Origin of the sequence: Polaromonas potterensis (genome assembly GCF_033446725.1) — a bacterium.
Lineage (GTDB): Bacteria > Pseudomonadota > Gammaproteobacteria > Burkholderiales > Burkholderiaceae_C > Polaromonas.
Window position 1 is genome coordinate 76,955 of sequence record NZ_JAWQLX010000003.1, and the last position, 26,058, is coordinate 103,012.

Consider the following 26,058-nt stretch of genomic DNA (forward strand, 5'->3'; position numbering starts at 1 on the left):
ACTGGAAAGGTGACCCCTTCCAGCATTTACCGCGCCTGGAGAGCGGCAGGCGCGGCATCGATTGCCGCTCTCGCCCTTTTCCTCCTGGCTTCTGCCGCCGCAGCGCAAACAGTCGCGCCTGCCCCGCCGGTGACCGCCACCACGCTCGCCCCTTCTGGTGCAGCCCAGACCGCACCGCCCCCCGAGCCGCCACCCGCCAGCGTGACCCTGCCGCCCACACCGGAAGGATCGGTCGGGCCGACCGACGCCGGCAGCGACGTCACGGCCTTCGATATCCGCATCGAGGCGCCGCCCGAGTTGCAAGGCATGCTGGAGCGCCACCTCCAGCTGCAGCGCTACCGCGCGGTCACCGACCTCGACGACGCCGAGCTGGCCCGACTGGTGGTGCTGGCGGAAGGTGACGTGCGCAACCTGGTCGGCACCCTGGGTTACTTCAGCCCCGACATCCGCATCACCCGCAGCGCGCCAGCCAACCAGCGGCCAACCATCGTGGTGACGGTTGTGCCCGGCGAAGCCACCCAGATCGCCAAGGTCGGCATGGCCTTCATGGGCGACATTGGCGATTCCCCGGACCCGCAGGCGCAATCCCAGCGCACATCCATCGAGCGCAACTGGCGCCTGCCGGTCGGTCGGCGTTTCACGCAGGACGCCTGGGACAGCGCAAAAACCCAGGCCCTGCGCGAACTGGTGGCCAAGCGTTATCCGGCGGGCGACATTTCCTACAGCCTGGCCGACGTGGATGCGCCCGCGCGCAGCGCCCAATTGAGCCTGACACTCAACTCGGGGCCACTCTACCGTTTGGGGCCGCTGCAGGTCAGCGGCGTCGAGCGTTACGACCCGTTGCTGGTGCAGCGCCTGGCGCAGCTCACACCCGGCGACGTCTACGACCAACGCCAGCTGACGGACGCGCAGCAACGCCTGGCCGCCAGCGGCTACTTTGACTCTGTCTCTATTTTTGTGGACCCCAAGAGCGACCCCGCCGCCGCCCCCGTACAGGTGCAGGTGCGTGAAGCCAAGTTGCAAAAAATCGTTCTCGGTGTGGGTCTGACCACCGACAGCGGGCCACGCGCCTCCATAGAACACACCCACAACAATGTGTCGGGCCTCAACTGGCGCGCCACGACCAAACTCCAGCTGGAGCGCAAATCGCCGTTTGCGCAAACCGAGTGGACCACCATTCCCGACGCAGACAACTGGCGCTGGGTGGCCCTGGGCCGCGCCGAACGGCTGGACGACGGCGCCCTCATCACACGGGCGCAGCGCCTGCGCGTCGGGCGGGCGCAAAACACCCAGAACATCGACCGCAACTTCTACCTGCAATACGACCGCGCGAGCATCCAGGGCAGCGGCGTCAACTCAACGACCGACGTGGGCACTGGCGACGGCTCGGCAATCACCGCCAACTTCGCCTGGGCCGGCCGTTATTTCGACAGCCTGCCGTTTCCGCGCCGAGGTTATGGCATCGGGATCGAGTTCGGCGCCGGCACCACCCTGGGCACGCACCGCTACCCCTTCACGCGCACCAACGCGCGCTGGATGGGCATTTTGCCGCTGCAGCGCGACCGCATTGCGCTACGCGCCGAAGTTGGTGCCGTGTTGGCCAGCGATGAGGCGCGTGTTCCGGCCACGCAGCTCTTTCGCACGGGCGGCGACACCACTGTGCGTGGTTATGGTCTGCGTGACATCGGCATCACCCTGCCCGGCGGGGTGGTTGGACCGGGGCGCTACATGGCCGTGGCGAGCGCCGAATGGCAACGCCCCATCATGAAAGACGGACTGCCCACCGACTGGGAAAACACCGTGTTCATCGACGCCGGCAACGTCGCCGACAAGGCCGCCGACCTGCGCAACCAGGTCGCGGTCGGTGTGGGTACCGGCGTGCGCTGGAAAAGCCCCATCGGTCCCCTGCAAATCGACCTGGCCTACGGCGTCCGTCCCAAAAAATTCCGGCTGCACATGAACGTGGGGTTTGTGTTCTAAATGAAAAAGCCTCCTCCCCTCGCCACAACCCGCGCAAGCGACCCGCCACGCCGCCCGCGTTGGCGTCGTGCCATCCTCGCGGTTCTGGGCACCGTGGTGCTGGTGCCGGCCGGCTTGCTGGGCGCCGCCTGGTGGTGGTCGGGTACCGAAGGCTCGCTCGCCACTGCCCTGGCTTGGGCCGCCCGCTCGCAGCCTCTGGTTGTTGAACAGGTCAGCGGCGCGCTGCGCACAGGCGGTCGCGTGGGCCGTCTGCACTGGCAGGACACCGCCGGCTTGCGCGTGACGGCCACCGACGTCGTGCTGGCCTGGCATGCGCGATCGCTGTTGTCGGGACGCCTGACGCTGGCACGTTTTTCGGCCGCCTTGCTGCGTATTGACGACCAGCGTCCAGCCACGGCACCGTCCGGGCCGCCGCCGTCGTTGCGTCTTCCCCTGCCCATCACACTCGATACGTTTTCCGCCGACCGCATCGAATGGGTCGGCCCGCCGGCGGTGGAGGTCATCGGTCTGCGCGGGCGTTATGCCTACAGCGGCAGCGAACACCAGTTGGACCTGGCCAACGTGCAAGTGGCTGGCGGCCGCTACCAGGGCCGGGTTCGCATCGCGTCTAGCGGCGACATGGCCGTTGACGCCCAACTGTCCGGTGCGCTGGAAGCCGACGTGCCCGGCAGCACCACCCGCCTGCCCCTGGCCCTGGAGGCCACGGCCAAAGGCCCGCTGGCCGAGCTGCAGGTGGCGGCCGCACTCCGCATCGACGGCGCCGCCGCGCCAGGACTGCGGCCCGAGGCCCAGGCCACGGCACGCGTGATGCCCTGGGCGGTGCAGCCGTTGCCAGAGGCCCAAGCCACGTTTCGCGACCTCAATGCCGCCATGTTCTGGCCCGACGCACCCCGCACACAACTGACCGGCAACGCCAGCGTGAAACCCGGCAGCACCGACACCTGGCAAATCACCGCCGCTCTGCGCAATGCCCTGCCCGGCCCCTGGGACCAGCAGCAGCTGCCGTTGGCGCAGTTGCAGGCGAGCGGCGAATGGCGTGGCAGCCAGGTCTTGCTGCAGTCCCTCGACGCGCAACTGGGCGGCGGCCGCTTGCAGGCCAGCGGGCAATGGATGGCAGGCACGTCGTCGGCCACAGCGGCCAGTGGCTGGAAAGTGGATGCCAACTTTCAGGGTATCAACGCGGCAGCGCTCCATACACAGTTGGCCCCGCAAGCTGTCACCGGTACGGCCGCGGCAAGCAGCAACGGCGACGCTATCATTTTCGACACCAAGCTGCAGGCCGCTGCCGACACCCGCCCCCAAAACAAGCCCCTCGCGCAGCTGCGCCTGCGTGACCTGCTGGCCCGAGGCACCTGGCATCCCCGGCAAGCGGGCGGCACGCTGGATCTCGCAGCATTGCAACTGCGCACCACCGATGCCGAGCTCAATGCCTCCGGCCAGTTCCAGCCCAAGGCGCAGGGCGGCAAGGGTCAGCTGAAGTTCACCGCCCCCGGCCTGCAGGCCAGCGTACAAGGCGAGTTGCACCCCACCCGCGGCGCTGGCCAGCTGACCCTGCAGGCAGGCGACGCCAACCAGGCCTTGCGCTGGCTGCGCACCCTGCCCGGCCTGGGTGCGATGCTGAAAACAGCCGATACGCAAGGCCAGGGGGACGTGCGCGTGGACTGGCAAGGCGGCTGGAAGGATCCCCAACTCAACGCAAAACTGACGCTGCCCTCGCTGGACTGGGCCAACACGGCAGCCGGCAGCACGCCAGCACCTGCGCTGAAACTACGCGCCGTACAGGCCAGTCTCAACGGGCGCCTGAGCCAGGCCCAGTTAGCGCTGCAGGGACGCGCCGAAAGTGGTACACGGCGTTTCGGATTAAGCCTGGCGGCTGAAGGTGGTGCGGCGGGCGCAGCGCGCAACTCACCTTGGTCGGTCACGGCCTGGCAGGCGCTGGTCAAACAACTCAAGCTGTCGGTGGAAGACCCGGCGCTGGGCGCTGGCGCCTGGCGCATCGAGTCTCAGCGCGACTTCACACTGCGCGCTTCGGCGGCAACCTTCGAGGCCGGCGCCGGACAAGCCTTGCTGATCGCCCCCACGTCCGCTGGCAGCGCAGCGCCCTCACAAGCCGTGCTGGCCTGGCAACCGGCGCGCTGGCGCCCCGGCGAAATCACCACCGCCGGCACGCTCAAGGGTTTGCCGCTGGCCTGGATCGAATTACTCGCCGGCCCGCAACTGGCGGGCGCGGGCCTGGCCGGCAACCTGGTGTTTGACGGCGAGTGGGACGCTTTGATCGGCCCGACCCTGCGCCTCAACGCCGTGCTGGCACGCAGCAGCGGCGACCTCACCGTCCAGGCCGAAGACGGCCAGGGCACGGCCAGCCGTGTGGCGGCCGGCATTCGCGATGCACGCCTGACGCTGCGCAGCGAAGGCGAGGCCGTGACCCTGGCCTTGCGCTGGGACAGCGAACGTGCCGGCAACGCCGAAGGCCAGTTGCGCACCCGCTTGCAGCGAGCGGCGCCGCCCACGGCCAAAGCGCCACCAGGCCAGGGCGGCTGGACCTGGCCCGCCGACGCACCCCTCAACGGCCAGTTGCGCGCCCAGTTACCGCGCATAGGCGCGTGGTCGGTGCTGGCGCCGCCGGGCTGGCGCTTGCGCGGCTCACTGGGTACCAGCCTGACGTTTTCCGGCACACGCAGCGCGCCGCATTTGGCGGGCGAGCTACGCGCCGACGACCTGGCGCTGCGCTCGGTGGTCGACGGCATCGAATTCGGCAACGGCCGGCTGCGCGCCACGCTGGACGGCACCCGCATGCGCATCAGCGAGTTCACGCTGCAAGGTGCGGGCGACAAAGGCACGGGTGGCCTGCTCACCGCGCAGGGCGAGGCCGGCTGGGTCAACGGCAAGCCGCTGGTGACACTCAGCGCCCGGCTCGACAAGCTGCGCGCCAGCATACGCACCGACAGGCAGCTGACGGCGTCGGGCCAGTTGCAGACCCGCCTCAACGACCAACTGATGGAAGTCACCGGCGCCTTGCGTGTGGACCAGGCGCGTATCCTGCTGCCCGACGAAGGCCGGCCCGAGCTGGGCAGCGACGTGCTGGTGCGTAATGTCGGTGGCGCCGCTTTGGGCAAACAGGCCCCCGCCCAAGCCGCCCCCACCGCCGAAGCCCGCCCGGACCCGCGCAAAGTGAGAATCGCGGTGGACCTGGACCTGGGCAACGACTTCCGCATCGAGGGCAAAGGCCTGGACACCCGCGTGCGCGGCACCCTGGCGCTGTCCGGTGAATCGCTCACCGCGCCGCGGCTGGTCGGCACCGTGCGCACCGTCGGCGGACAATACCGCGCCTATGGCCAGCGCCTTGACGTCGAGCAGGGCGTGCTGCGATTTACCGGCCCCATCGACAACCCCGCGCTGGACATTCTGGCTGTGCGACCCAACATGACACAGCGTGTGGGTGTGCAGATCATTGGCACCGCCCTGCTGCCCACCGTGCGCCTGTACGCCCAGCCCGAGATGTCCGATTCGGAAAAATTGTCCTGGCTGGTGCTAGGCCACGCCGGCGCCAGCGGCGGCGCTGAAGCCGCCTTGCTGCAACAGGCGGCGCTTGCCCTGCTCGGCAGCAAAAGCGGCAGCCCCTCCGGTGGGCTGGCCAGCGCGTTCGGGCTGGACGAATTGTCCTTCGGCAGCGGTGAAAACAGCGCCAGCGGCGGCGCCATCACCCTGGGCAAACGCTTCTCGCGCAACTTCTACGCCGCTTACGAACGCAGCCTGTCGGGCGCCTTCGGCACGCTGTTCGTGTTTTACGACCTGTCCAAACGTTTTACCGTGCGGGCACAAGCGGGCGACCAAGCGGCGGTGGACCTGATCTACACCTTCTCTTACGACTGAAGGGCTTGGCTAGCGAGGGAGTGATTCAAGCGCCAACCTGCCTAAGGGCTAAACCGTGTGGCTGATCGCGTTGAATAAAAGATGGTGCCCTTGGCAGGAATCGGACCTGCGACCTATCCCTTAGGAGGGGATCGCTCTATCCACTGAGCTACAAAGGCAGACGCGTAGTTTACCAAGGCGGGCGACGGGGTGCGGCCCCCATGCACATGCGCCTGGCTCGTCCAGGTCGCGAAATCCGAAACCGCACGGGCGGAGCCGCTTTCTGGTCATCAGCGGGCCCCTAAAAATAGCTATCTTTTTAATAGCTGCTTACGCCTGCCACATAAGGGCCGGAGGCCTGAAAAACCTGCAAAACGGCGTTTCCGGCTCGCGTCCCGCCGCAGCGTGGCATCCTCATGACAAGACCTCCGGCCCGAAGGCCAGCCCGTCGAGCTTGTCGGGATTGCGCATGATGTAGATATTCGTGGCCTGGCCTTCGTCGTTGTAGGCGAAGGTAATGGCCGTTACGATCTCGCCGTTCATGCGCAGCTGTATGGCGCGGCCGCCATTGATCTCGCAGGGCTGCCATTCGTAGGCGGCCCAGTAACGGCCCAGCTGACCGGCGATGAGGGCGAGCACGCTGCCCTTGCCCTGTATGACGCCCTCGATGGACGCAACCTTGCCGCCACTGTCGGCGCAGAGGGCAATGTCTTCAGAAAGCAGGTTGGCCAGGGAGTCCGTGCTGCCGGCGGTGATGGCTTCGCGAAAAGCGTCCAGCAGGCCGTTCTGCACCTGCGGTGCGGTGACGTGCCGTACCTTGTCCTGCGCGATGCTGGCATGGGCACGCGAGACCAGCTTGCGGCATGCGGCCTCTTCGATACCCAGCATGCCGGCCACCTCCGGGTAAGGCGTGTCGAAAATCTCGCGCAGCAGGTAGGCCGCACGTTCTTTGGGCGTCAGGCGCTCCAGCAACAGCAGGAAAGCGGTGTTGAGCGACGAGACCAGCAACGCGTGCGTTTCGGGCGTATCGCCGATGCTGGTCTGGATCGGCTCGGGCAACCAGGTGCCGATGTAGTCGACGCGGCTGCGCTGCGCGTCCCGCAGCATGTCGATGCAGTGCCGCGTGCAGAGGGTGGTGAGCCAGGCGGCCGGCGTGTCTATGGCCGCGTGGTCAGCGCCCTGCCACTTCAGGAAGGTGTCCTGTACAGCGTCTTCCGCATCGGCGCGCGAGCCCAGGATGCGGTAGGCCAAGCCAAACAGGTGGCGGCGCCGTTCCTCAAAGATGGTCGTGGTGTCAGCGCCGGGCATGGGTTCAGTGTCCTGAAATCTGGATGCGGTTCCAGAGGTTGATCATGGCAATGGTACTGGTCAAAACGCTGATCTCCTTGTCGCTGAAAACAGCGCGCAGCCGGGCACGCAGCGGGGCGTAGTCGGTTTTGGGGTCCAGCACGGTCAAGGCCTCGGTCCAGGCCAGAGCGGCTTTCTCGGCCTCACTGAAGTCGCTGACATGCGTCCAGACAACCAGCCGGTCCAGCCTGTCGTTGCTTTCCCCGTCTTGCCGGGCTTCGCGTGTATGCATCTTGACGCAAAACGCGCAGCCGTTGATCTGCGATGCCCGTAAATGAACCAGGTGGTGAATGGTCTTGCTGAAACCGTGGCGGTCCACGGTCTCACGCACGTTGATCAGGGACTGAAAGACATCGGGAATGGTGAGGTCGTGGCGGACGGGGGCTGTGGTCGTGCTCATGGTGTTTCCTTTAAAAGTTGGAGGTGACACCGTATTGACGATTCAGCTTGGCCATTTGTGACGCGTGCCCCCCAAAAAACCTGAATCAACCCTGATTCAGGCCCTGGGAGTACGGCAGCTTGCGCTGTTTGACCCGGCTCGGGCACGATCAGTCGCTATATATTTAATAGCTTCTTGCGCCCGCCCGATATGGGATAGAGCCTCAAAAGGCTTGTAAATACCAGCCCCTCACCGCATCACCAGGCCACCATCCACAAACAGCGTCTGCCCGGTCATGAAGCCGCTCCAGTCGGAGGCGAGGAACAAGACCGGTCCGGCCACGTCCTCGGGCGTGGCGATGCGGCGCAGCGGGGTCTGGGCGATGAGCATGTCCCTGACTTCTTCCTTGGTCTGCTGACTGGCCGCCGTGGGGTAGACCAGGCCGGGGGCCACGCAGTTGACGCGTATGCCCAGCGGGCCCAGTTCGGCCGCCAGGTTGCGGCTGAAGCCGATCAGCGCGGACTTGGCGGTGGTGTAGTCGTGGTAGGGCACGCTGGGGCGTTCCACCAAGTCACTGGCCAGGTTGATGATGGCGCCCTGGCTGCGTTTTTTGAAATGTGGCAGCACCGCCTGACAGACATTGAAGGTGGCGCGCACGGCGCCGTCCAACTGCTGCTGGTAATCCGCCCAGTCCAACTCCCAGAACAGCTTGCGCTGCTCGGGATCAAAGCTGTAGGCCGCAAAGGCGTTGTTGACCAACACGTCGATGCGGCCGGTCTCGGCCAGCACCTGCGCCACCAGGGTGTTGACGGCAGCGGCGTCGCTGACATCCGCCTGCAGCGCCCAGGCGTCACCGCCCAGTTGTTGGCAGTCGGCCACCACAGCCTCGGCTGCGGCTGCGTTCTGCAGGTAATTGACAACCACCAATGCGCCTTCGGCAGCGAAGGCCCGCGCGATGGCAGCACCTATGCCCCGGCCGGCGCCGGTGACCAGCACAACTTTGCCTTTGAATTTCATGGTGTGGCCCGTCCTGCTTATTTTGGCGGTAGCAGGTCTTGCATGATCACGTCCGAGGCCTTGACGTCGCGCTGGATCAAGCCCAGCTTTTTGTAGCTGTCGGCGGCTTTCTGAAACATGGCCATGTCCAAGGCCCCCAGGCCACGCGCCTGCGTGGTGGCCGACACGCTGGCGAGGTTGCGCAGTTGAATCACCTCGCGGTTGATCGCCGGGTTCTTGCCGTCGATGGCGCGCTTGGCAGCCAGTGCCGCAGCCTCGTCGGGGTTGGCGATCATCCAGGCCATGCTGTCGCGGTAGCCGGCCAGGAACCGTTTGAGCACGTCTTTTTTGGCCTGGTATGTCGCCTCCGTCACCACAAACAGGTCGCTCGAAATATTCAAATGATCACGCACCGCCATGACATGGACCTCACCCAGGCCTTTTTGCCGGCCGACCAGCAGGCCGGTGTCGGTGGCGGCGGTGGCATCGACCTGGCCCTGCATCAGCGGCGCGAAGTTGAGCAGGCCGGTCACCACGATGGTGACGTCGGCTTCGGTCAGGCCGGCTTGTTGCAGCAGCACCAGCAGGTTTTGCCGCGTACCGCTGGACAGGCTGTAGACACCGATCTTCTTGCCTTTGAGGTCGGCCGGTTGGGTGATGTTGCTGCCTTTGAGCGAGACCACGTTGAACACGTTTTGCGGGTAAATGTCATAAATCGCGCGCAGCTTCTCGCCCTTGTCCAGCGCGGCAAAAAAGGAGCCCGGGTCGGTAAAGGCCACGGTGGCCTGGCCGGTCAGCATGTTGCGGATCGCGTCGCCGCCGCCGGCGCCCGGCACGTAGCCGAGGTCTATGCCTTTGGCCTTGAAGAAACCCTTGTCTTCCTCGACCAGCAGGTTGGTGATCTCGGTGATGGGCTGGCTCCAGCCGGCCACGACAACTTTGTCGGCGGCCTGTGCCATGCCGCAGGCCAGCAAAGCCGTGGCGGCCGCGGCGCGAAGAAGAGAGGTGATGCGCTTCATGTTTGAGTCCTTGTCTGATTTTTTAAATGAGGCCAGAGCAGCAACCGCTCCAGGCCGATGGCCAATTGATAAACGAGCAAACCCAGCACGGTGATGAGCAGCAGCACGGCAAACATCAGGGGTGTGTCCATCATTCCCTGCGAGGCAATGATCAGCGCACCCAGACCTTTGCTGCCGCCAATAAATTCGCCCACCACCGCGCCCACGAGGGCCAGCACCACCGCCACGCGAAAGCCGGCCAGGATGACCGGCAGGCCCGAAGGAATCTTCAGGCGCAGCAGGGTTTGCAGGCGGGTGGCGCCCAGCATGCGAAACAGCTCCAGTTTGCGCGGGTCCACCTGCTGCAGGCCGGTGAGCATGTTTTCCATCAGGGGAAAGAAGCAGATCAGCGCCGTGATCACCACGGTCGAGGTCATGCCAAAGCCAAACCAGACGATGAACAGCGGTGCCAGCGCCAGCTTGGGCACCACCTGGCTCACCACCACATAGGGAAACAGCAGGCGCCGCAGAAAGGCCGACTCACCCATCACGATGCCGCCCAGCAAACCTGCGGCAGTCCCGATGGCCAGACCGAGCAACAACTCGCTGCCGGTGTGGAGCAGGTGTGGCCAGAAATAACCGCTGCGAAGGCCGGTCCACAAGGCATCCCAGATCACCGACGGGGCCGGCAACACCAGGGCCGACAGGCGGGAGCCGCGCGCCAGCAGTTCCCAGGCCAGCACCAGGGCGACAAACAGCGCCCCGCTCGCCAGACGACTCAGGCGCTGACTCAACATGACACCAGCCCATCCATCGCATGGCGCACCCGGGCGCACAGGGTGTTGAAGGCCGCGCCGTAGCGCAGGTCGTGATGACGCGGCCAGGGGAGATCAACCGGCAGGTCTTCGGTGATTTTCCCCTCGCTCATCACGGCCACCCGGTCGGCCAGGTAGACCGCTTCGGTGATGTCATGCGTCACGAAAAATACCGTGGTGTGTGCCAGGCGGCAGATGCTCAGGAGGTCGTCCTGCAGCTCTTCACGCGTGATCGCGTCCAGGGCGGCGAAAGGCTCGTCCAGCAGCAAGAGCGAAGGCGCCAGCAGCAGCGCACGGGCGATGGCCACCCGGCTTTGCTGGCCACCCGACAGTTCGGTCGGAAACCGTTCGCCAAAACCGGACAGCCCCATGAGGGACAGCAGCTCGTCGGCACGCGTCCGATCGGCCGGCAGGGGTTTGCGTTGCAAGGTGACCGGCAGCAACACGTTGTCCATCACCGTCTTCCATTCCAACAAGGTCGGCGCCTGGAAGACAAAGCCCAGCTGGCTACCCGGCTTGCACAGCGCCTGCCCGTCCACGCTGATCTGTCCGGCATCCGGCCGCAACAGGCCCGCCGCCAGCTTGAGCAGCGTGGTCTTGCCGCAGCCGCTGCGGCCGACCAGGCTGTGCACCTCGCCGCGCGCAATCTGCCAGTCCACCTGGCTCACCACATTCGGGTAAGCCGGGTAGCTGTAACTCACCGCACGCATGTCGAGAAAAGTCATGGCGGCCCTAGTCGACATAAGGCGCGAAGGTTTCCGAGGCGGCTTCCGCCGATACCTCGACGTCCACCATCTGCACCAGATCCAGCAGGCTGAAGCGCCCGTCATGGTGCCAACCGGCCTCGGGCGAGCTCATCTGGCCCAGCGCGCAGATACGTGTCACGCCAGCGCGGCCGAGTTGTTCGGCCAGTGCAAACAGCTCGCGCGGCGCGGCAGCCACACCCACGGTTTGCAGGAAAGCCCGGTGCGGTGCCAGCAGCGGGAGCACGTCGGCCAGCTGGTCCACCGCCACCACCCGTATGCTGCGGTTCAGCGCGCTGGGGGCCAGCGGCTGCAAGCTGTTGTTGTAGACCACGGTCCAGTCGCCCTCCCCCGCCACATCCGGGCCCTCTGGCGACAGGCTCACGAATTCTTCCGCCTGGCGCCAGCCGGCGAGGTCGGACGCTTCGGACAAGCTCAGGGTGCGCCGTGGGTATTTCTTTTCAAAGGCCGAGAGTTCATGCGCGAGATAACGCGAAAATTCATCGGGGCTGATTTTTCCGCCACGCTCCACGTAAAACACATGCGGCGAATAACAGCCTTGCTGGTCGTAACGCATCACGTCGTAAGCGGCCTGCTGGGCGGTCTTGATGGCCTTGCGCGCATCCAGCGCCTGCCTGGCGACGATGCCAAAACTGAGCTTGTGGCCGAAGGGCAGAAACCGCGTGCTGATGGGCACCTGGCGCCGCAGCTGTTCCAGCGCGGTGTTGCCGCCGTAGGCCAACACCAGATCGGCGTGTTTGAAAAATAAGCTCTCACGTGCCTCGTCCCCGCCTTTCCACCAGACCACCGCCAGGCAGTCGGCCAGCCCCGGATTCACTTCGACCAGCAACTGCGCCATCCAACCGGCCAGCAGCGGCTCGGCACTGGCCACCTTGCCCACCGTGCCCGACTTGACCAGCAGGCCGGAGATCAAACTCCAGAGGCACAGGCCGGGCACATTGCCGGCCCAGACATGCACCGCCACATCGGCACCGAAGGCTTTGGAAAAGCCGCCCTTGGCGCGCGGCGCAAAGTCGTCCAGCAGCTGCGGGTTGCCGAAGTCTTCGACCAGGAAACGCTGGAGCTGCGGCTTGCGGAATGTTTTCAGGTAACCCGTGAGGCCGAGACGCACCATGTCAGCGTCGTAACCCGTCACCAGCGGCAACAAGGTGTTGGCCTTTTGCCGCCAGGGGTCTTGCGGGTCCAGCAAACGTGCGATGGCGCGGTCGATGATGTCAATGATTTGCGCCACCGTCAGCGACTTCAAATACGAACGGCTGGCACTCCGCACCCGCGCCATCAGGGCCACCGTCTGTTCTTGCGTCAGGACGGGAACCGCGACCTCCAGCGTGTCGTGTTTGCCCTCGAATCTCAGCGTCTGCCACAACACGTCCCCGGCTTGCAGGCCCGGCAGGTAGCCAGCGGTTTCGCGCAGCAGTGTCATGCCGTGGCCGCCTGCAAAAACGCCTGCACCGCCAGCGAACAACCCTTGGCCGCGCTGCCCTCTGCACGCCCCAACAGCAAAAAGCCGCCGTCCACCGCGACCCCCACGTCCTCGGTCAGGAGGGTGGTGACGGAATTGAAATTGGCCAGGTCGCAGTGCGCCAGAATGCCCTGCTCGCCGCGCGGCAGTTCCTCGCCGCTCAGGGGTTCGACCACGCGGGTGCGAATCCAGTGCGGACCGGATTTGACCGACGGCAGCACGGCGTTGCCCGCGTCGTAAAACTGCGTGCTCAGTTCGGTCATGCCGTACATGTTGATGCACTGGCTGGCGGCGATGCCCAGCACGCCAGAAAGCTGCGCATAAAAATCCGGCATGGACAGCTCGCGCGACTGGCCCTTGAAGCCGCCGGTGTCCAGCACACGGCTGCCCGGCGGCAGGACAAAGGTTTTGCCCAGGCGCTGCAACTCATCCAGCAGGTGCACAAAGCTGTAGCTCGCACCCAGCAGCGCATAAGGCTCGCCGCTCTGCTGTGCATTTTCCAGCTCGGCGATCAGGCGCGTGTGGTCCAGGCCGTCTTGCGTCAGCAGGTAGTGGCTGCCGTCCGTGCCGAACTCACGCAGCGCGAGCGCCAGGTAGTGGGCCAGCGAAGAATTCGGCAACAAGCTTTCATCCGGGAACAAAAGGCCCATGCGGATTTTTTGATCGCTGCCGTGCATGAAACGTTGCCGGAAATTGCGGATCATGGAGTCGTCATACACCGCCAGTGTCGGGTGATGGTGTTTGCCCTTGACCTCGGCCTGCGTGGTGCCGCTGGTCATGAAGGTGCGCTCGGCCTGCTCCGCAGGGATGCAGCTCAGGGTCAGCGCCTTGAACGCACTGATGGGCACGGCCGGGATGTCGCGCCAGCTTTTGACGGTGCGTAGGGTTTTGCCGCGTTGCTGGCAAAAGCGCTGGAAAGGCAGGTTGTTCTGGTATTGATGGGCGAACAACGCGAGGGCCTGTGACTCAAACGCGTCTTCTGACGGGTGGTCGGCGGCCAGGTAGGCCTGCAGGTCAGCGATCAAAGGAGAAGAAGCCATGCGTCACACTTTCGGTTGCCTGTTGAAAAACAAGTGCTCCGAAAGATGTGCCACGCCCACTGGGGGTGTCTGGCAGCTCTCCTTACGTCGGTATGAACCGATTCAAGTTCGCGGGTTTGGTTCTGACCATCTCAGCCACCCTTGCTGTCACCAGCAAGGCTGCACCCCGGAGCAGGTCAAATTCTAGCGGAATGCGGCCGGCGCGGCCAAACGGCGCATCCCAGGCAGATGCCAGCAGGGTCAAGCGTATGTGGCCCCCGCCACAGACACCGGCGGGTGGCGGAGGCACATGGATCGCTACCCTATTGATAGCTGTTTGCGCCCGCTGGATAAGGGCTGGTGGCCTGAAATGCTTGTAAAAATAGCCGGCCGACCTGTTGTCACCCGCAACATCAAAACCGCTGTCGCGATTGGCCGCCGGGTCCACCGCCAGCGCGCCTGACCAAAACCCTAGTGGTACAGCGCCTCGATCTCGGCCGCGTAGGTCTTGTAGATGCTGGAGCGCCGCACCTTCATGGTGGCGGTGACTTCGCCATCGTCGTGGTCCAGTTCCTTGGTCAACAAATGAAACTTGCGGATTTGCGACACCTGGGCCAGGCGCTGGTTGCCCTCGCCAATCGCGGCATCAATCAGTTGACGCACCTGCGGCAGCTCGACCAGCGAACGAAAGTGGGTGAAGGCAATACGCTGGGCCTCGGCCCATTTGCCCACGGTCTCGTAGTCAATCATCACCAGCGCACCAACAAACTTGCGCCCCTCGGCCACGATCACACATTCCTTGATGTAAGGACTGCCCTTCATGGTGTTTTCGATCTCGGACGGTGTGAGGTTTTTGCCGCCCGCGGTGATCATGATGTCTTTCAGGCGGTCCACGATCTTGAGCTGGCCGCGCTCCTCGCGCACCACATCACCGGTATGCAGCCAGCCGTCCCGAATGCTGTCGGCCGTGGCCTCGGGATTTTTGTAATAACCGGCAAACACCATGTCGCCGCGTAATTGCAGTTCGCCCTGTTCGCCAATGCGATGCTCCACACCCAAGATGGGGATGCCCACCGTGCCAATCACCACGTCACGCGGATCATGACCCAGCACCATGCCGGTGGATTCGGTCAAGCCGTAGACCTCGATCAGCGGAACACCCAACACGCGGAAGAAGCGCACCACGTCGGGCGGAATCGGCGCCGCACCGGTCAGGGCGATACGCACCTGGCGCAGGCCGATGAAGTTTTGCAAGGCGCGAAAGATCGCCCAGTAGCTGACCCCGAAGGTGAACCTGTCGGCCAGGCTCCAGGCGCTGCGCGGCTTCTCGGCCAGCGGCTGGCAGGCGGCATACGCCGTGTCGAACAACTTGCGGCGCAGGCCGCCGGTTTCCTGCAGCTTGATGCTGATGCTGGCGTGTAATTTTTCCCAGATGCGCGGCACACCGAGAAACAAGGTGGGCGCAATTTCCCGCAGATCTTCCTGCACCGTGCGTATGGATTCGCCGAAGTGGACCTGGGCGCCGGTGTACATGGGCACAAAGGTCGTCAACATCTGTTCGGCCACATGGCACAGCGGCAGGTAGGACAGGTGCGTGGTCTGGTCCGTGATGCCCAGGCGCTCGAGGATGCCGGGCACCACGCCGCGGATATTGCGGTAGGAAATCATCGCGCCCTTGGGTTTGCCCGTGGAGCCCGAGGTGTAAATCATCAGGCCTATGTCGTCCAGTTTCTGGCGCGCCAGGGCGGCGTCGATCAGCGCGGGCTGGCCGGCCGCGGCGCCGGCTTTTTCGACTTCGTCAAAGCTCACGATCAGGCCACGCAGCTCGGGCGCAAAGCTGCGCAGCCCCTTGGTTTCCATGACCACAATCTTGCGCAGGCGCGGCAACTGGTCCAGCGCTTCGAGCACCTTGTCGGTCTGCTCCTGGTCTTCGCAGACCATGATTTCAATGTCGGCGTGGGCGACCACATAAGCCACCTCGGGCGACGGGCTGGTGGGGTAGACCCCCACCGCTACGGCGCCTATCAGGCCCGCGCCCATCTGCGCCAGCACCCATTCAATGCGGTTCTCGGACAACACCCCCACATGGCCACCGTCGGACAGACCCAGGCCGCGCAGGCCCAGGCCGAAATGGCCGGCGCGCCGGTAATAACAGTCCCAGGTGAACGGTTTCCAGATGCCGAAGTCTTTTTGCCGGATGGCAATACGCTCGGGCATGGCCCGTGCGCGTTCGCGCAGCATCTGTGGGAGCGTCAATTCGGGAAGCTTCATGACAGCCAACGCTTGCGGCGCTTGTAATGTTTGATGTTTTTGAAGCTGCGGGTCTCGCCGCCCCCCCCCATGCCGAGGTAAAACTCGCGCACGTCGGGGTCACTCGCCAGACGTTCGGCCGTGCCGTCGATGACAATTTTTCCGTTCTCCATGATGTAGCCGCTGTGCGCCACGGCCAGCGCCACGGTGGCGTTTTGTTCAACCAGCAACATGGACACACCACGCTCGGCATTGATACGCGCGATGATGCCGAAGATGTCTTCGACCAGCTTGGGACTCAGGCCCAGCGAGGGTTCGTCGAGCAGGATCAGTTGCGGCTGGGCGATCAGCGCCCGGCCTATGGCCAGCATCTGCTGCTCGCCGCCCGAGAGGTAACCGGCCAGGCCTTTGCGCCGCTCGTGCAGGCGCGGGAAATAGCTGTAGACCAGGTCGAAGTCAGGCTTGAGCTCCGGCCGGCCGGTCAGCGCGTAGGTGGCGGCGACCAGGTTTTCTTCGACCGTGAGGTCTTCGAACACGCGCCGCCCTTCCATCACATGTGACAGGCCCTGACGCACCAAATGCTGAGGCTGCAGCCGCGCCGTGGATTGGCCGTTGAACAACACGCTACCGCTCTCCAGCGCCCCGTCCTCCAGTGCCAGCAGGCCCGAAATCGCTTTCAGGGTGGTGGACTTGCCGGCGCCATTGCTGCCCAGCAAAGCCACAATCTGGCCGCGCGGCACGGCCAGCGACAGGCCACGCAAGGCCTGCACCACCTTGTTGTAGATGACCTCGATGTTGTTGACTTCGAGGACGTGGTCCGTGTGCGGCAAGCTCATGGCAACTTAGAGCGCGATCCAGTCGGAGGCGGCGACCATTTTTTGTGTCTTCATGTCGGCCTTGTAGACGCGGCCCACAGGAATCGAGTTGCCTTTGATGGTGATGGGCACGCCGATCAGGCCACCGGTGTCGAAGTCCTTGATGCTGTTGAGCGCGGCCTTGAGGTTGCTGCCGGTGAGCGGTTTGCCCGCGTCCAGGCAACGTTTGGCCGACTCGGTGAACAACATGGCGGCGAGGAAACCCTGGATGTAGGCCGTGCTCTGGTACTCGGGGCGCAAAGCGCGGATCTTGTCCAGCATGGGCGACTTGGCCGAGGTGTCGTAGTAATAACGGTAAGGCATCACACCCATAAACCCATCACCGGCCTCGCCCATCTTCATGACGGTGGAGCTGTCCATGGTCCAGAAGGTGCCCATCCACTTGCTGGTCATGCCCATTTGTTTGCCCTGGGTGATGAACTCGGGGATGGGCGCAAGGATGTAGCCGTGGAAGATGGTGTAGTCTGGCGCGGCGCGGCGTAACTTGATGACTTCGGTGGACACGTCCACGCTGCCGGCGGGGGTCATGATTTTCACAGGCACCGTCAGGCCCAGCTTCTTGGCCAGCGCTTCACTGGAGTCGATCGGGTCGCGGCCGAACTCGGAGTCGGAATAGACAAATGCGACCTTGGCGCCCGGCTTTTCCTTGGCGATGTGTTTGAGCAGGATGCCAAACATCTCGGTGTAGTCGGGGCCGACCAGGAACTGATTGGGATATTTTTTCGGGTCGTTGAGTTCGGTGGCGAAAGAGGCACCTGTCATCAGCGTGGTGCCGGTGCGCTCCAGCTCGGGGTTGATGGTTTTGGAAAAAGCCGTGGAGTCCCCGTAGTAGAGGTTGACCTTGTTCTGGCTGGTGATTTTTTTGTACGCAGCCACCGACACATCGACCTTGTAGCCGGTGTCTTCGGGCACATAACGCAGCTTGCGGCCCTTGATGCCGCCGGCGTCGTTGACCATCTTCACGTAGTCGCCAATGCCCAGGTTGATACCCACACCGGCGAAGGCAAACACGCCGGTCATGGGAATCGAGCCGCCGATGACGATGTCTTCGCCGCCGGCCTGGGCATGCGCGACCAGGGGAGCGGCCAGGGTGGCGCCGGCGGCCAGCAGCAGCGAGCGGCGGCGTTGCGAAGTCAGGGATTTCTGCATGTTTGTCTCCTTCATGGTTGTCGTTACCCCGGTGGCCGGCAGGGCATCAATTACGGAATGGCCACAGGTGAAAAAATCGGCGGATACGCCGCCACACTTCTGCGAGCCCCTGCGGCTCGAACACCAGAAATCCAATGATCAGCAAACCAAAAATAATCGTGCGTACGGGCGACAGAAAAACCGTGAGCTCGGTGCCGCCGGGCAACAGGTCGACCACCAGCTTGAGCAGCTCGGGCACCATGGTCATGAACACCGCGCCCAGGATGGCGCCAAGGATGGTGCCCATGCCGCCGACGATGATCGCAGCGAGAAAAAAGATGGACATCAACAGCGGAAAACTCTCGGGTGTGACCACGCGGAAAAAGTAAGCCCACAGGCCACCCGCCACACCGGCGTAAAACGAGGACAGGCCAAAAGACAGCAGTTTGTAACGCAGCAGCGGAATGCCCAACACCTCGGCCGAAATGTCGCGGTCGCGGATGGCGATGAAGGCGCGGCCCACACGTGTGCGGAACAGATTCGCCGCGCCCAGCAACATCAGCAGCGTGACCGGCACGATCACCCAATAGAGCCGGAACGAGGTGTCCAGCGCCGCGCCAAAAATTTTGGCCGGTGGCACGGTCAGTCCGGCGGTGCCGCCGGTGAGCGCCATATTCGCAAACAGAAAGTGCGCGATGAAAGACGCCGCAATGGTGGCAATCGCCAGGTACAGGCCTTTGACACGCAAGGAGGGAATGCCCACCACCAGGCCGCCCAGCATGGCGACAAACCCGCCGGCCAGGATGTTGAGCAAAAACGGCGTGCCAAAACGCAGCTCCAGCACCGCCACGGTGTAGGCGCCCAGGCCCATAAAAGCCGCCTGACCCAGGCTGACCAGGCCGGTGTAGCCGGTGAGGATGTTCAGCCCGGAGGCACTCGCCACGTTGATGCTGACCAGGCAGGCCAGGTACAACCAGTAGTCGCTGGCCATGAAGGGGAAGAGCAGCAGCAAAGCCGCGGCCACGACCAGCCAGACTTTTTTAGTGCGCGAGTCGAACAGCGCCGCGTCGGCGGTGTAGCTTTCTTTAAGCGTGCCGATGCGCATCAGGACTCCCGCCGGGCCGCCCCAAGGCAGGCCTGGGCCCCCTCGGGGGGCAGTGAATACACGAAGTGATGAACGTGGGGGCGCATGTATTTAGAGTCTTTCGATCTCGTGGGTGCCGAACAGGCCGTAAGGGCGGATCATGAGCACAAGGACCAGCACAATAAATGTTGCCAGCAGTTTGTATTCACCACCCAGGTAGCTACCCGCCAGGGCCTCCACCAGGCCGATGAACAGGCCGCCGACCAGCGCGCCCAACACGCTGTCCAGCCCGCCCACGATGACCACCACCAGCACCGACAGGCCGAACACGCCCATGGATGAGGAGATGCCGCCTATCGAACCCACAATGATGCCGGAGACGGCGGCGATCATGGCGGATGCCACCCAGGCCAGCGAAAACACACGCGGCACGTTGATACCCATCGAGTAGGCGGCCGCCTGATCGGACGCCGTGGCGCGCAGCGCCACCCCGCCGCGCCAGAAACGGAACACCAGCAGCACCGCGGCAATAAACACCAGCGCCATCATCGCGCCCCAGAACACCTTGGGCGCCAGAAAAGCCTCGCCCACCATGATGGGTGTGCTGGGCATGAAGTCGGGCAGGCGGCGCTGATCGGCGGTCCAGATCAGCTCCACCAGCCCCACCAGCACCGAGCCCAGGCCCACGGTGACCATAAAAACGGAAATCGGCGGCTCGCCCAGCAGTGGCCGGATCATGGTGCGTTCAATCACCGCGCCCAGCAGGCCGGCGCCCAGCACGGCGGCCGGAATCGCCAGCCACAGCGGCAAGGCAAAGGTGGCGGCGAAGGTGAAGAACAAATAGGCGCCCACCATCAGCAACTCGCCGATGGCGATGTTGACCACCCGTGTGGCCTTGTAAACCATCACAAAGGCCAGCGCGGCCAGCGCATACAGCCCACCACCGGACAGGCCGGTGAGGCAGATTTCAAACAGGTAGGCCCAATCCATCAGACCACTCCCGCCAGGGCCTGGAATTTCTGGCGCAAGTCGCCAACGTCGCCCGAACCCAGGTAGGCGCGAATCACTTCGGGATCGGCCTGCACGGCGGCCGGTGCGCCCTGGGCAATCACCTGGCCGAAGTTGAGCACCACCACGTGGTCGGACAAGTCCATGACCATGCCCATGTCGTGCTCCACCATCAGCACCGTCACACCCCACTCGGCGCGTACGTCGAGGATAAAACGCGCCATGTCTTCGGTTTCTTCGCGATTCATGCCGGCCACGGGTTCGTCGAGCATCAATATCTCGGGCTGCATGGCCAGCGCACGCGCCATCTCCACACGTTTTTGCAAACCGTAAGGCAGCGCTGACACCGGCGCATGGCGGATGTGGTCGATCTCGAGAAAATCGATGATGCGTTCCTCGATGTCGGCACGCAGCGCGGCCTCTTCGCGGCGCGCTCGCCCCCTATAAAACAGCGCGTCCAGCACATTGGTTTTCAGGTGGGCGTGGCGGCCGAGCTTGATGTTGTCCAGCACCGTCATGCCGCGAAACAGCGCGATGTTCTGAAAGCTGCGGCCCAGGCCCAGCTTGGCGCGCTGCGGCGCCGGCACATGGGTGATGTCCTGGCCCTTGAAATAGATGTGGCCGGCCGTGGGCCGGTAAAAACCCGAGATGGTGTTGAACAGCGACGTTTTGCCGGCGCCATTGGGGCCTATGACAGCGGTGATGGAGCCGGCCTGCACCTCAAAACCCACACCGGTGAGCGCCTTCACACCGCCAAAGGCCAGCGAAACGCCGTCAACCTGCAACAGGGGCGGTGCGGCGGGGCCGCTGCGGGAAGTGATGTCCATCGATGTTTGGGAAATGAGGGTTTGTGCGGGGCGAAGGACCACTACTCTTACGTAAACTGCTTACTCACGAGTAGAGTTTGTGATCTGCCAGCCCAATCCAACATCCGGACTTACCCGCAAGCGTTTTCCCCAGCATGGTTTCAAAAATTCCCCGCCCCGCGCGCCCTACCCCTTCCGCCTCACCGTGGGCACTGGCGCCCGCCCGCGAACTGCAGCGCCAGGCCAAACGCGACGCGGTCTTGCAAGCAGCGGCGCAACTGTTTAATGAACGCGGTTTTCACGCCACCTCGCTCGACGACATCGCGGCGCGCCTGCACGTGAGCAAACCCACGCTGTATTACTACGTGAAGAACAAGGACGAGATCCTGTTTGAGTGTGTCCACACAGGCTTGCAGATGATGCAGGCCGGCATCGAGGAGACACGCCGCCAGGGCGGGACCGCCGTCGAACAACTGATGGCCTGTATGCGGATTTACGGACGCATCGTCACCATGGACTTCGGCATGTGTTTGATCCGCATCGGCGAAGACCCCTTGCCGCCGGACAGCCGCAAGGAATTGCGCCGACTGAAGTCGGCCATCGACCTGGAGTTTCGCCGCCTGATCACGGCCGGCATTGCGGAAGGGTCGCTGGTGGCCTGCGACCCGAAAATAACCGCGTTCACGATTGCAGGCGCCTTGAGCTGGATTGGCCGCTGGTACCAGCCGGACGGGGACTATTCCGCCGAAGAGATCGTGAACCAGATCATGAACACCTTGCTGCGCAGCATCGTGCAGCCCGAGGCGCTGGCATCACCGCGCTAGTCGCTATATTTTTAATAGCTGGTAGCGCCCGTCACGTATGGGCTAGAGGCTTAAAAAGCTTAAGCCTTCAAGCCCGCTTCGCCCATTCAACAAACTCCGGCGTGTAACCTTTGGACGTCAGGAAATCGGCCATCGCATAACCGGTGCCAGCCGGCCAGCACTTGACATCTTCGTGGGCATACAGCTTGTAGTCCACCAGCTCGGGTGAGAGCCTGACCTCGCCATGGCCGACCGCGCTGTAGGCAATGATGATCTGGTTCATGCGCTGGAAGTCATACACACCGATCAGCTTCAGGTCGGTCACGTCGAGGTTGGTTTCTTCCTTGACCTCGCGGGTGATGCCGCCTTCCGGCGTTTCGCCGGCCTCCATGAAACCGGTGATCAGCGCATACATCTTGCTGGTCCAGGCCGCGTTCCGCGCCAGCAAAATTTTGCCCTGGTGTTCAATCACCGCCGCCAGCACCGGCGTCGGGTTGTTCCAGTGGGTGTAGTCGCAGGCCGGGCAACGCAGGCGCGCTTTTTCGCCGCCGTCTTCCATCTGGGTGACCAGCGCGAGCGAGGTCGCGCAGCTGGGGCAAAACTTGAATTCGTGGCTCATGACAGGGCACCTTGCTCGCTATTTTATTGATAGCTGCTTGCGCCCTGGGGACCAGGGCTACAGCCACTTTTTTCTTAAGAAAATCCCTCAGGCTGGGAAAACGCCGGTGGACAGGTAACGGTCGCCGCGGTCGCAGACGACAAACACAATCACCGCGTTTTCCACGGTTTTGGCGATCTCCTGCGCCACCCAGCAAGCACCGGCCGCCGAGATGCCGGCAAAAATGCCTTCTTCACGCGCCAGGCGCCGGCACATGTCTTCGGCATCGAGCTGGCTGACCAGCACGGTTTCGTCAATGTGGCGGGGATCATAAATTTTTGGCATGTAGGCCTCTGGCCATTTGCGGATGCCGGGAATACGTGAACCTTCGCTGGGCTGCGCACCAATGATGCGAATTGCCGGGTTTTTCTCTTTCAAGAACCGAGACACACCGGTGATGGTGCCGGTGGTGCCCATGGCACTGACAAAGTGGGTGACTTTGCCGGCTGTGTCGGCCCAGATTTCCGGACCCGTCGTTTCGTAATGGATGCGCGGGTTGTCCTCGTTAGCAAACTGGTCCAGCACCCGGCCCTTACCGTCTTGGGCCATCTGTTCGGCGAGGTCACGCGCGTGTTCCATGCCGCCGCTTTTGGGCGTGAGGATCAGCTCGGCGCCAAACGCCTTCATGGTTTGCGCGCGTTCGATCGACAGGTCTTCCGGCATGATCAGCACCATGCGGTAACCCTTGATGGCCGCGGCCATGGCCAGCGCGATGCCGGTGTTGCCGGAGGTCGCTTCGATCAGGGTGTCGCCGGGCTGGATGTCGCCGCGCTCTTCCGCGCGTTTGATCATCGACAGGGCGGGCCGGTCTTTCACCGAACCGGCCGGGTTGTTGCCTTCAAGCTTGCCCAAAACCACGTTGTTGCGCTGGGTGTTGACGCTGGCCTGGATGCGTTGCAAGGCCACCAAAGGCGTTTTGCCAATGGCGTCTTCAAGAGTGGGATAAGTCATACCCTGCACTGTGCCATAATTTGGGTCTCCACTTATTCAGCCCGGGTGGTGAAATTGGTAGACGCAGGGGACTCAAAATCCCCCGCCGAAAGGCGTGCCGGTTCGATTCCGGCCCCGGGCACCAGATCCAGGCCCTTCCACACAACGTGGAAGGGCCTTTTCTATTCCATGAACACACACTTCCTGCGAACCGCCCTCGTGCTCGGTTTGTTATCGGCCATTGGGCCGTTCGCCATCGACATGTATTTGCCGGCCTTACCGACCATAGGCCAGAGCCTGGACGCGTCCGTGGGCGCCGTGCAGGCCAGCCTGATGGCGTTTTTTATATCGCTAGGCATAGGTCAGATCATTTACGGCCCGGTCTCCGACATGGTGGGCCGCAAGCCGCCGCTGTATTTCGGCCTGCTACTTTTCGCCGCGGCCAGCATAGGCTGCGCGCTGGCACCCGACATCCAGACCCTGGTGGTGCTGCGTTTCATCCAGGGCCTGGGCGCCTGCGCCGGCATGGTCGTGCCACGCGCCGTGGTGCGTGACCTGCACACCGGCCACGACGCGGCGCGGCTGATGTCGCTGCTGATGCTGGTGTTCAGCGTGTCGCCCATCCTGGCGCCGCTGGCCGGCAGCCTGCTGATCGAATTCCTGGGCTGGCGCAGCGTGTTCTGGGCCGTCACCGCGGCGGCGGTGTGTGGCCTGGTGCTGCTGGCCACCAGCCTGCCAGAAACCCGACCGCCCGAACAACGGGTGGACAGCAGCGTGCGCAGCGCCCTGGCGGCCTACGGCGTCTTGCTGCGCGATCGGCATTTCATGGGCCTGGTGTTGATCGGCGCCTTCGGCCTGTCCAGCTTTTTTGTCTACCTGGCCAACTCCGCCTTTGTATTGATCGACCATTACGGGCTCACGCCGCGGGAATACAGCCTCGCCTTCGCGGCCAATGCAGCCTCCTTCATCGGCGTGTCGCAGTTCACCGCCCGGTTGAGTTCACGTTTCGGACTGGTGCCGGTGGTGAAAGTGGCGGTGATCGGTTTTGCGACCGTGATGGCGCTGCTGCTGGTGTTCAACCTGCTGGGGATGGATCAGCTGGCCGTGATGCTACCGCTGATGTTTATCGGCTTCGGTTTCCTGGGCCTGGTGGTGCCCACCACGGCCGTGCTCGCGCTGGACGACCACGGCGACATCGCCGGCACGGCCTCGGCGCTGATGGGCACGCTGCAGTTTGTCACCGGCGCGCTGATGATGGCGCTGGTCGGCCTGTTTGTGGACGGTACGGCCCGGCCCATGGTGGTCGGCATCGCCGGCTGCGCGCTGGCCACCCTGCTGTTCACACGCGGCACTTTGGGCACCAGCCAGGCCAACCGCCTGTAAACAGCCAGCCGCTGAAAGCCTCAGGCCTTGTCGGTGCGTATGCCTGCGCCGTCAGTCGGCGTGCGGGTGATGACCTGGCCACTGCGTGCGCCGCTGTGCACGCCATCACACCAGGTCAAGACGCCGTTGACAATCACGGCGTCGATGCCTTCGGCCGGCCGGGTCGGGGTGTCGTAGGTGGCCATGTCGCGGATGGTGGCGGCGTCAAAAATCACCACGTCGGCATGTTGACCCAGCTGCAGGGTCCCGCGCTGGTGCAAGCCGAAGTTACGCGCCGTCAGGCCCGTCATTTTCCAGACGGCGGTTTCCAGGGGAAACAGGCCGATGTCCCGGCTGTAATGACCCAGCACACGCGGAAAAGTACCCCACAGGCGCGGATGCGGTTTATCGCCCAGCGCCAGGCCGTCGGAGCCGATCATGGTTTCGTCAAAGGCCAGGATGCGCTGAACGTCGTTCTCGTCCATCATGAAATAAATGGCGCTGCCGGGCTGCAGGCGGCGTGTCGCTTCTTCGCCGTCCACGCCCCACTCGGCCGCAATGTCCTTGAGGTCGCGCCCGGCACATTCGGGGTGCGGCTCGCTGGACGCGATCAACACACGGGTGGCCGTGGCGCTGCGGCCGGCGCGGATCATGGTGGAGCTGGCGGTGTAGGGGTAACAATCCAGCGACACACATTGGTGTTTCATGGTTTCCTGGATAAACGGCAGGGTGATGGCCGTCTTGCCGAAGTTGTGGCTGTTCTGCACCTTGTGGTGCGAAATGACGACAGGAATAGCCAGCTCACGGCCGATGTGGAAGCTTTCTTCCAGCGCGTCCATGACCTGGTCCGCCTCGTCGCGCATGTGGGTCACATACAGCGCCTTGCGCGCCGTCAGCGGGCGTCCCACCGCGATGAGTTCTTCTGTCGTGGCTTTCACCGCGGGCGGGTAAAACGTGCCGGTCGACATGCCGATGGCGCCGGCCTGCATGGCTTCCTCGACCAGGGCCTGCATGGCGGCAATTTCCCCGGCCGTGGCTTCGCGGTCCAATTCGGACATGGTGACGGCGCGCAAGGTCGAGTGCCCGACCATGGCGGCCACGTTCACCGACGACGGTGTGGCGCGCAGCGCATCGAGGTAGGCGGCAAAGGTGGTGAAGCGGCCCTCGTCCGGCAGGTCCAGCAGGCTCAGCGGCATGGGCAGGTCCATGCCGGGCCGAAGCGGCGCGGCGCTGATACCGCAGTTGCCCGCGATCACGGTGGTCACGCCCTGGGAAATCTTGAACACCATGTCGGGCTGCGACAGCGCGGCCTGGTCGTCATGCGTGTGCGAATCGATGAAGCCGGGGGCCACGATGCGACCGGCGGCGTCGATGGTTTGGGTGGCCTGGGCCTGGCCAAGGTCGCCGATGGCGGCCACGCGGCCGGCCAGAATGCCGATGTCGGCCTCGAAACGCGGGGCCTTGGTGCCATCAATCACAGTGCCGCCGCGAATGATCAGGTCATAAAAAGAAGTGTCTGTCACGGCAGGCTCCTGTCGGGGT

The 26,058-nt window shown here is 64.0% G+C and carries 22 protein-coding genes, 2 tRNA genes and 1 riboswitch; of the genes, 6 read left to right on the forward strand and 18 right to left on the reverse strand.

Going from position 1 to position 26,058, the window contains the following annotated elements; translation table 11 throughout:
- Positions 1–9 precede the first annotated feature (9 nt).
- Both R6254_RS06485 and R6254_RS06490 read left to right on the forward strand, forming a co-directional pair.
- Positions 10–1,980, forward strand: coding sequence for an autotransporter assembly complex protein TamA (locus R6254_RS06485; RefSeq protein WP_318405352.1), 1,971 nt, complete (start codon positions 10–12; stop codon positions 1,978–1,980).
- Entirely contained in the window at positions 1,981–5,853 is a 3,873-nt protein-coding gene (locus tag R6254_RS06490; RefSeq protein WP_318405354.1) for a translocation/assembly module TamB domain-containing protein, read from the forward strand.
- Between the two features lie 82 nt (positions 5,854–5,935).
- Here R6254_RS06490 and R6254_RS06495 read toward each other — a convergent pair.
- The 9 genes from R6254_RS06495 to R6254_RS06535 all read right to left on the reverse strand — a co-directional run bounded on the left by R6254_RS06495 (position 5,936) and on the right by R6254_RS06535 (position 13,633).
- Positions 5,936–6,011, reverse strand: a tRNA-Arg gene (locus tag R6254_RS06495).
- Positions 6,012–6,246: 235 nt separating this feature from the next.
- A complete protein-coding gene (sigJ, locus tag R6254_RS06500; protein WP_318405356.1) occupies positions 6,247–7,140 on the reverse strand; it encodes an RNA polymerase sigma factor SigJ in 894 nt (297 codons plus the stop codon).
- Positions 7,141–7,144: 4 nt separating this feature from the next.
- Positions 7,145–7,579, reverse strand: a complete 435-nt coding sequence (locus tag R6254_RS06505; RefSeq protein WP_318405358.1) for a carboxymuconolactone decarboxylase family protein — start codon at positions 7,577–7,579, stop codon at positions 7,145–7,147.
- Positions 7,580–7,807: 228 nt separating this feature from the next.
- Entirely contained in the window at positions 7,808–8,575 is a 768-nt protein-coding gene (locus R6254_RS06510; RefSeq protein ID WP_318405359.1) for a 3-oxoacyl-ACP reductase, read from the reverse strand.
- A 17-nt stretch (positions 8,576–8,592) separates the two neighbouring features.
- Positions 8,593–9,573: an ABC transporter substrate-binding protein gene (locus R6254_RS06515; protein WP_412103119.1), complete on the reverse strand. Its 981-nt coding sequence runs from the start codon at positions 9,571–9,573 to the stop codon at positions 8,593–8,595.
- Positions 9,570–10,349 (reverse strand): ABC transporter permease, encoded by a 780-nt coding sequence (locus R6254_RS06520; RefSeq protein ID WP_318405360.1) that lies wholly within the window; start codon positions 10,347–10,349, stop codon positions 9,570–9,572. The genes R6254_RS06515 and R6254_RS06520 overlap by 4 nt, the downstream gene beginning before the upstream one ends.
- Complete coding sequence (locus tag R6254_RS06525; RefSeq protein WP_318405361.1) at positions 10,343–11,092, reverse strand: ABC transporter ATP-binding protein; 750 nt, start codon at positions 11,090–11,092, stop codon at positions 10,343–10,345. The genes R6254_RS06520 and R6254_RS06525 overlap by 7 nt, the downstream gene beginning before the upstream one ends.
- A 7-nt stretch (positions 11,093–11,099) precedes the next feature.
- Positions 11,100–12,554 (reverse strand): acyl-CoA reductase, encoded by a 1,455-nt coding sequence (locus R6254_RS06530; protein WP_318405362.1) that lies wholly within the window; start codon positions 12,552–12,554, stop codon positions 11,100–11,102.
- Positions 12,551–13,633: a LuxE/PaaK family acyltransferase gene (locus R6254_RS06535; RefSeq protein ID WP_318405363.1), complete on the reverse strand. Its 1,083-nt coding sequence runs from the start codon at positions 13,631–13,633 to the stop codon at positions 12,551–12,553. Before R6254_RS06535 ends, R6254_RS06530 begins: the two co-directional genes overlap by 4 nt.
- Positions 13,634–13,695: 62 nt before the next feature.
- Positions 13,696–13,812: riboswitch (TPP riboswitch) on the reverse strand.
- Between the two features lie 110 nt (positions 13,813–13,922).
- Here R6254_RS06535 and R6254_RS06540 point away from each other — a divergent pair.
- A complete protein-coding gene (locus R6254_RS06540) occupies positions 13,923–14,075 on the forward strand; it encodes a hypothetical protein (RefSeq protein ID WP_318405364.1) in 153 nt (50 codons plus the stop codon).
- Positions 14,076–14,083: 8 nt separating this feature from the next.
- Here R6254_RS06540 and R6254_RS06545 read toward each other — a convergent pair whose 3' ends face one another.
- From R6254_RS06545 to R6254_RS06570, 6 genes are all read right to left on the reverse strand, one after another.
- Positions 14,084–15,883 carry an AMP-dependent synthetase/ligase gene (locus R6254_RS06545; RefSeq protein WP_318405366.1) on the reverse strand — a complete coding sequence of 600 codons (1,800 nt, stop codon included), beginning with the start codon at positions 15,881–15,883 and terminating at the stop codon, positions 14,084–14,086.
- On the reverse strand, positions 15,880–16,698 hold the full coding sequence (locus R6254_RS06550; protein WP_318405367.1) for an ABC transporter ATP-binding protein: 819 nt from the start codon (positions 16,696–16,698) through the stop codon (positions 15,880–15,882). Before R6254_RS06550 ends, R6254_RS06545 begins: the two co-directional genes overlap by 4 nt.
- A gap of 6 nt (positions 16,699–16,704) precedes the next feature.
- On the reverse strand, positions 16,705–17,886 hold the full coding sequence (locus tag R6254_RS06555) for an ABC transporter substrate-binding protein (protein ID WP_318405368.1): 1,182 nt from the start codon (positions 17,884–17,886) through the stop codon (positions 16,705–16,707).
- Between the two features lie 46 nt (positions 17,887–17,932).
- Positions 17,933–18,970, reverse strand: coding sequence for a branched-chain amino acid ABC transporter permease (locus R6254_RS06560; RefSeq protein WP_318405370.1), 1,038 nt, complete (start codon positions 18,968–18,970; stop codon positions 17,933–17,935).
- 90 nt (positions 18,971–19,060) lie between these two features.
- Positions 19,061–19,939, reverse strand: a complete 879-nt coding sequence (locus R6254_RS06565; protein ID WP_318405372.1) for a branched-chain amino acid ABC transporter permease — start codon at positions 19,937–19,939, stop codon at positions 19,061–19,063.
- Positions 19,939–20,784, reverse strand: a complete 846-nt coding sequence (locus R6254_RS06570; RefSeq protein WP_318405374.1) for an ABC transporter ATP-binding protein — start codon at positions 20,782–20,784, stop codon at positions 19,939–19,941. Before R6254_RS06570 ends, R6254_RS06565 begins: the two co-directional genes overlap by 1 nt.
- Positions 20,785–20,918: 134 nt before the next feature.
- Between R6254_RS06570 and R6254_RS06575 the strand changes: the two genes are divergently transcribed.
- Positions 20,919–21,587 carry a TetR/AcrR family transcriptional regulator gene (locus tag R6254_RS06575; RefSeq protein WP_318405376.1) on the forward strand — a complete coding sequence of 223 codons (669 nt, stop codon included), beginning with the start codon at positions 20,919–20,921 and terminating at the stop codon, positions 21,585–21,587.
- Between the two features lie 67 nt (positions 21,588–21,654).
- Here the strand turns inward: R6254_RS06575 and R6254_RS06580 are convergent, their stop codons facing one another.
- Both R6254_RS06580 and cysM read right to left on the reverse strand, forming a co-directional pair.
- Complete coding sequence (locus tag R6254_RS06580; protein ID WP_318405378.1) at positions 21,655–22,185, reverse strand: NUDIX hydrolase; 531 nt, start codon at positions 22,183–22,185, stop codon at positions 21,655–21,657.
- Positions 22,186–22,272: 87 nt separating this feature from the next.
- On the reverse strand, positions 22,273–23,175 hold the full coding sequence (cysM, locus tag R6254_RS06585; protein ID WP_318405379.1) for a cysteine synthase CysM: 903 nt from the start codon (positions 23,173–23,175) through the stop codon (positions 22,273–22,275).
- A 39-nt stretch (positions 23,176–23,214) separates the two neighbouring features.
- Between cysM and R6254_RS06590 the strand changes: the two genes are divergently transcribed.
- A tRNA-Leu gene (locus R6254_RS06590) sits at positions 23,215–23,299 on the forward strand.
- A gap of 44 nt (positions 23,300–23,343) precedes the next feature.
- A complete protein-coding gene (locus R6254_RS06595) occupies positions 23,344–24,537 on the forward strand; it encodes a multidrug effflux MFS transporter (protein ID WP_318405380.1) in 1,194 nt (397 codons plus the stop codon).
- A gap of 20 nt (positions 24,538–24,557) precedes the next feature.
- Here the strand turns inward: R6254_RS06595 and R6254_RS06600 are convergent, their stop codons facing one another.
- Entirely contained in the window at positions 24,558–26,039 is a 1,482-nt protein-coding gene (locus R6254_RS06600; RefSeq protein WP_318405382.1) for an N-acyl-D-amino-acid deacylase family protein, read from the reverse strand.
- Between the last annotated feature and the right edge of the window lie 19 nt (positions 26,040–26,058).

What these genes read in the sequence shown, in the direction of transcription:
- R6254_RS06490 (WP_318405354.1), top strand. Translation starts at nt 1,981, where the DNA reads ATGAAAAAGCCTCCTCCCCTCGCCACAACCCGCGCAAGCGACCCGCCA.
- sigJ (WP_318405356.1), bottom strand. Translation starts at nt 7,140, where the DNA reads ATGCCCGGCGCTGACACCACGACCATCTTTGAGGAACGGCGCCGCCAC.
- R6254_RS06505 (WP_318405358.1), bottom strand. Translation starts at nt 7,579, where the DNA reads ATGAGCACGACCACAGCCCCCGTCCGCCACGACCTCACCATTCCCGAT.
- R6254_RS06510 (WP_318405359.1), bottom strand. Translation starts at nt 8,575, where the DNA reads ATGAAATTCAAAGGCAAAGTTGTGCTGGTCACCGGCGCCGGCCGGGGC.
- R6254_RS06515 (WP_412103119.1), bottom strand. Translation starts at nt 9,573, where the DNA reads ATGAAGCGCATCACCTCTCTTCTTCGCGCCGCGGCCGCCACGGCTTTG.
- R6254_RS06520 (WP_318405360.1), bottom strand. Translation starts at nt 10,349, where the DNA reads ATGTTGAGTCAGCGCCTGAGTCGTCTGGCGAGCGGGGCGCTGTTTGTC.
- R6254_RS06525 (WP_318405361.1), bottom strand. Translation starts at nt 11,092, where the DNA reads ATGACTTTTCTCGACATGCGTGCGGTGAGTTACAGCTACCCGGCTTAC.
- R6254_RS06530 (WP_318405362.1), bottom strand. Translation starts at nt 12,554, where the DNA reads ATGACACTGCTGCGCGAAACCGCTGGCTACCTGCCGGGCCTGCAAGCC.
- R6254_RS06535 (WP_318405363.1), bottom strand. Translation starts at nt 13,633, where the DNA reads ATGGCTTCTTCTCCTTTGATCGCTGACCTGCAGGCCTACCTGGCCGCC.
- R6254_RS06540 (WP_318405364.1), top strand. Translation starts at nt 13,923, where the DNA reads ATGGATCGCTACCCTATTGATAGCTGTTTGCGCCCGCTGGATAAGGGC.
- R6254_RS06545 (WP_318405366.1), bottom strand. Translation starts at nt 15,883, where the DNA reads ATGAAGCTTCCCGAATTGACGCTCCCACAGATGCTGCGCGAACGCGCA.
- R6254_RS06550 (WP_318405367.1), bottom strand. Translation starts at nt 16,698, where the DNA reads ATGAGCTTGCCGCACACGGACCACGTCCTCGAAGTCAACAACATCGAG.
- R6254_RS06555 (WP_318405368.1), bottom strand. Translation starts at nt 17,886, where the DNA reads ATGCAGAAATCCCTGACTTCGCAACGCCGCCGCTCGCTGCTGCTGGCC.
- R6254_RS06560 (WP_318405370.1), bottom strand. Translation starts at nt 18,970, where the DNA reads ATGCGCATCGGCACGCTTAAAGAAAGCTACACCGCCGACGCGGCGCTG.
- R6254_RS06565 (WP_318405372.1), bottom strand. Translation starts at nt 19,939, where the DNA reads ATGGATTGGGCCTACCTGTTTGAAATCTGCCTCACCGGCCTGTCCGGT.
- R6254_RS06570 (WP_318405374.1), bottom strand. Translation starts at nt 20,784, where the DNA reads ATGGACATCACTTCCCGCAGCGGCCCCGCCGCACCGCCCCTGTTGCAG.
- R6254_RS06575 (WP_318405376.1), top strand. Translation starts at nt 20,919, where the DNA reads ATGGTTTCAAAAATTCCCCGCCCCGCGCGCCCTACCCCTTCCGCCTCA.
- R6254_RS06580 (WP_318405378.1), bottom strand. Translation starts at nt 22,185, where the DNA reads ATGAGCCACGAATTCAAGTTTTGCCCCAGCTGCGCGACCTCGCTCGCG.
- cysM (WP_318405379.1), bottom strand. Translation starts at nt 23,175, where the DNA reads ATGACTTATCCCACTCTTGAAGACGCCATTGGCAAAACGCCTTTGGTG.
- R6254_RS06595 (WP_318405380.1), top strand. Translation starts at nt 23,344, where the DNA reads ATGAACACACACTTCCTGCGAACCGCCCTCGTGCTCGGTTTGTTATCG.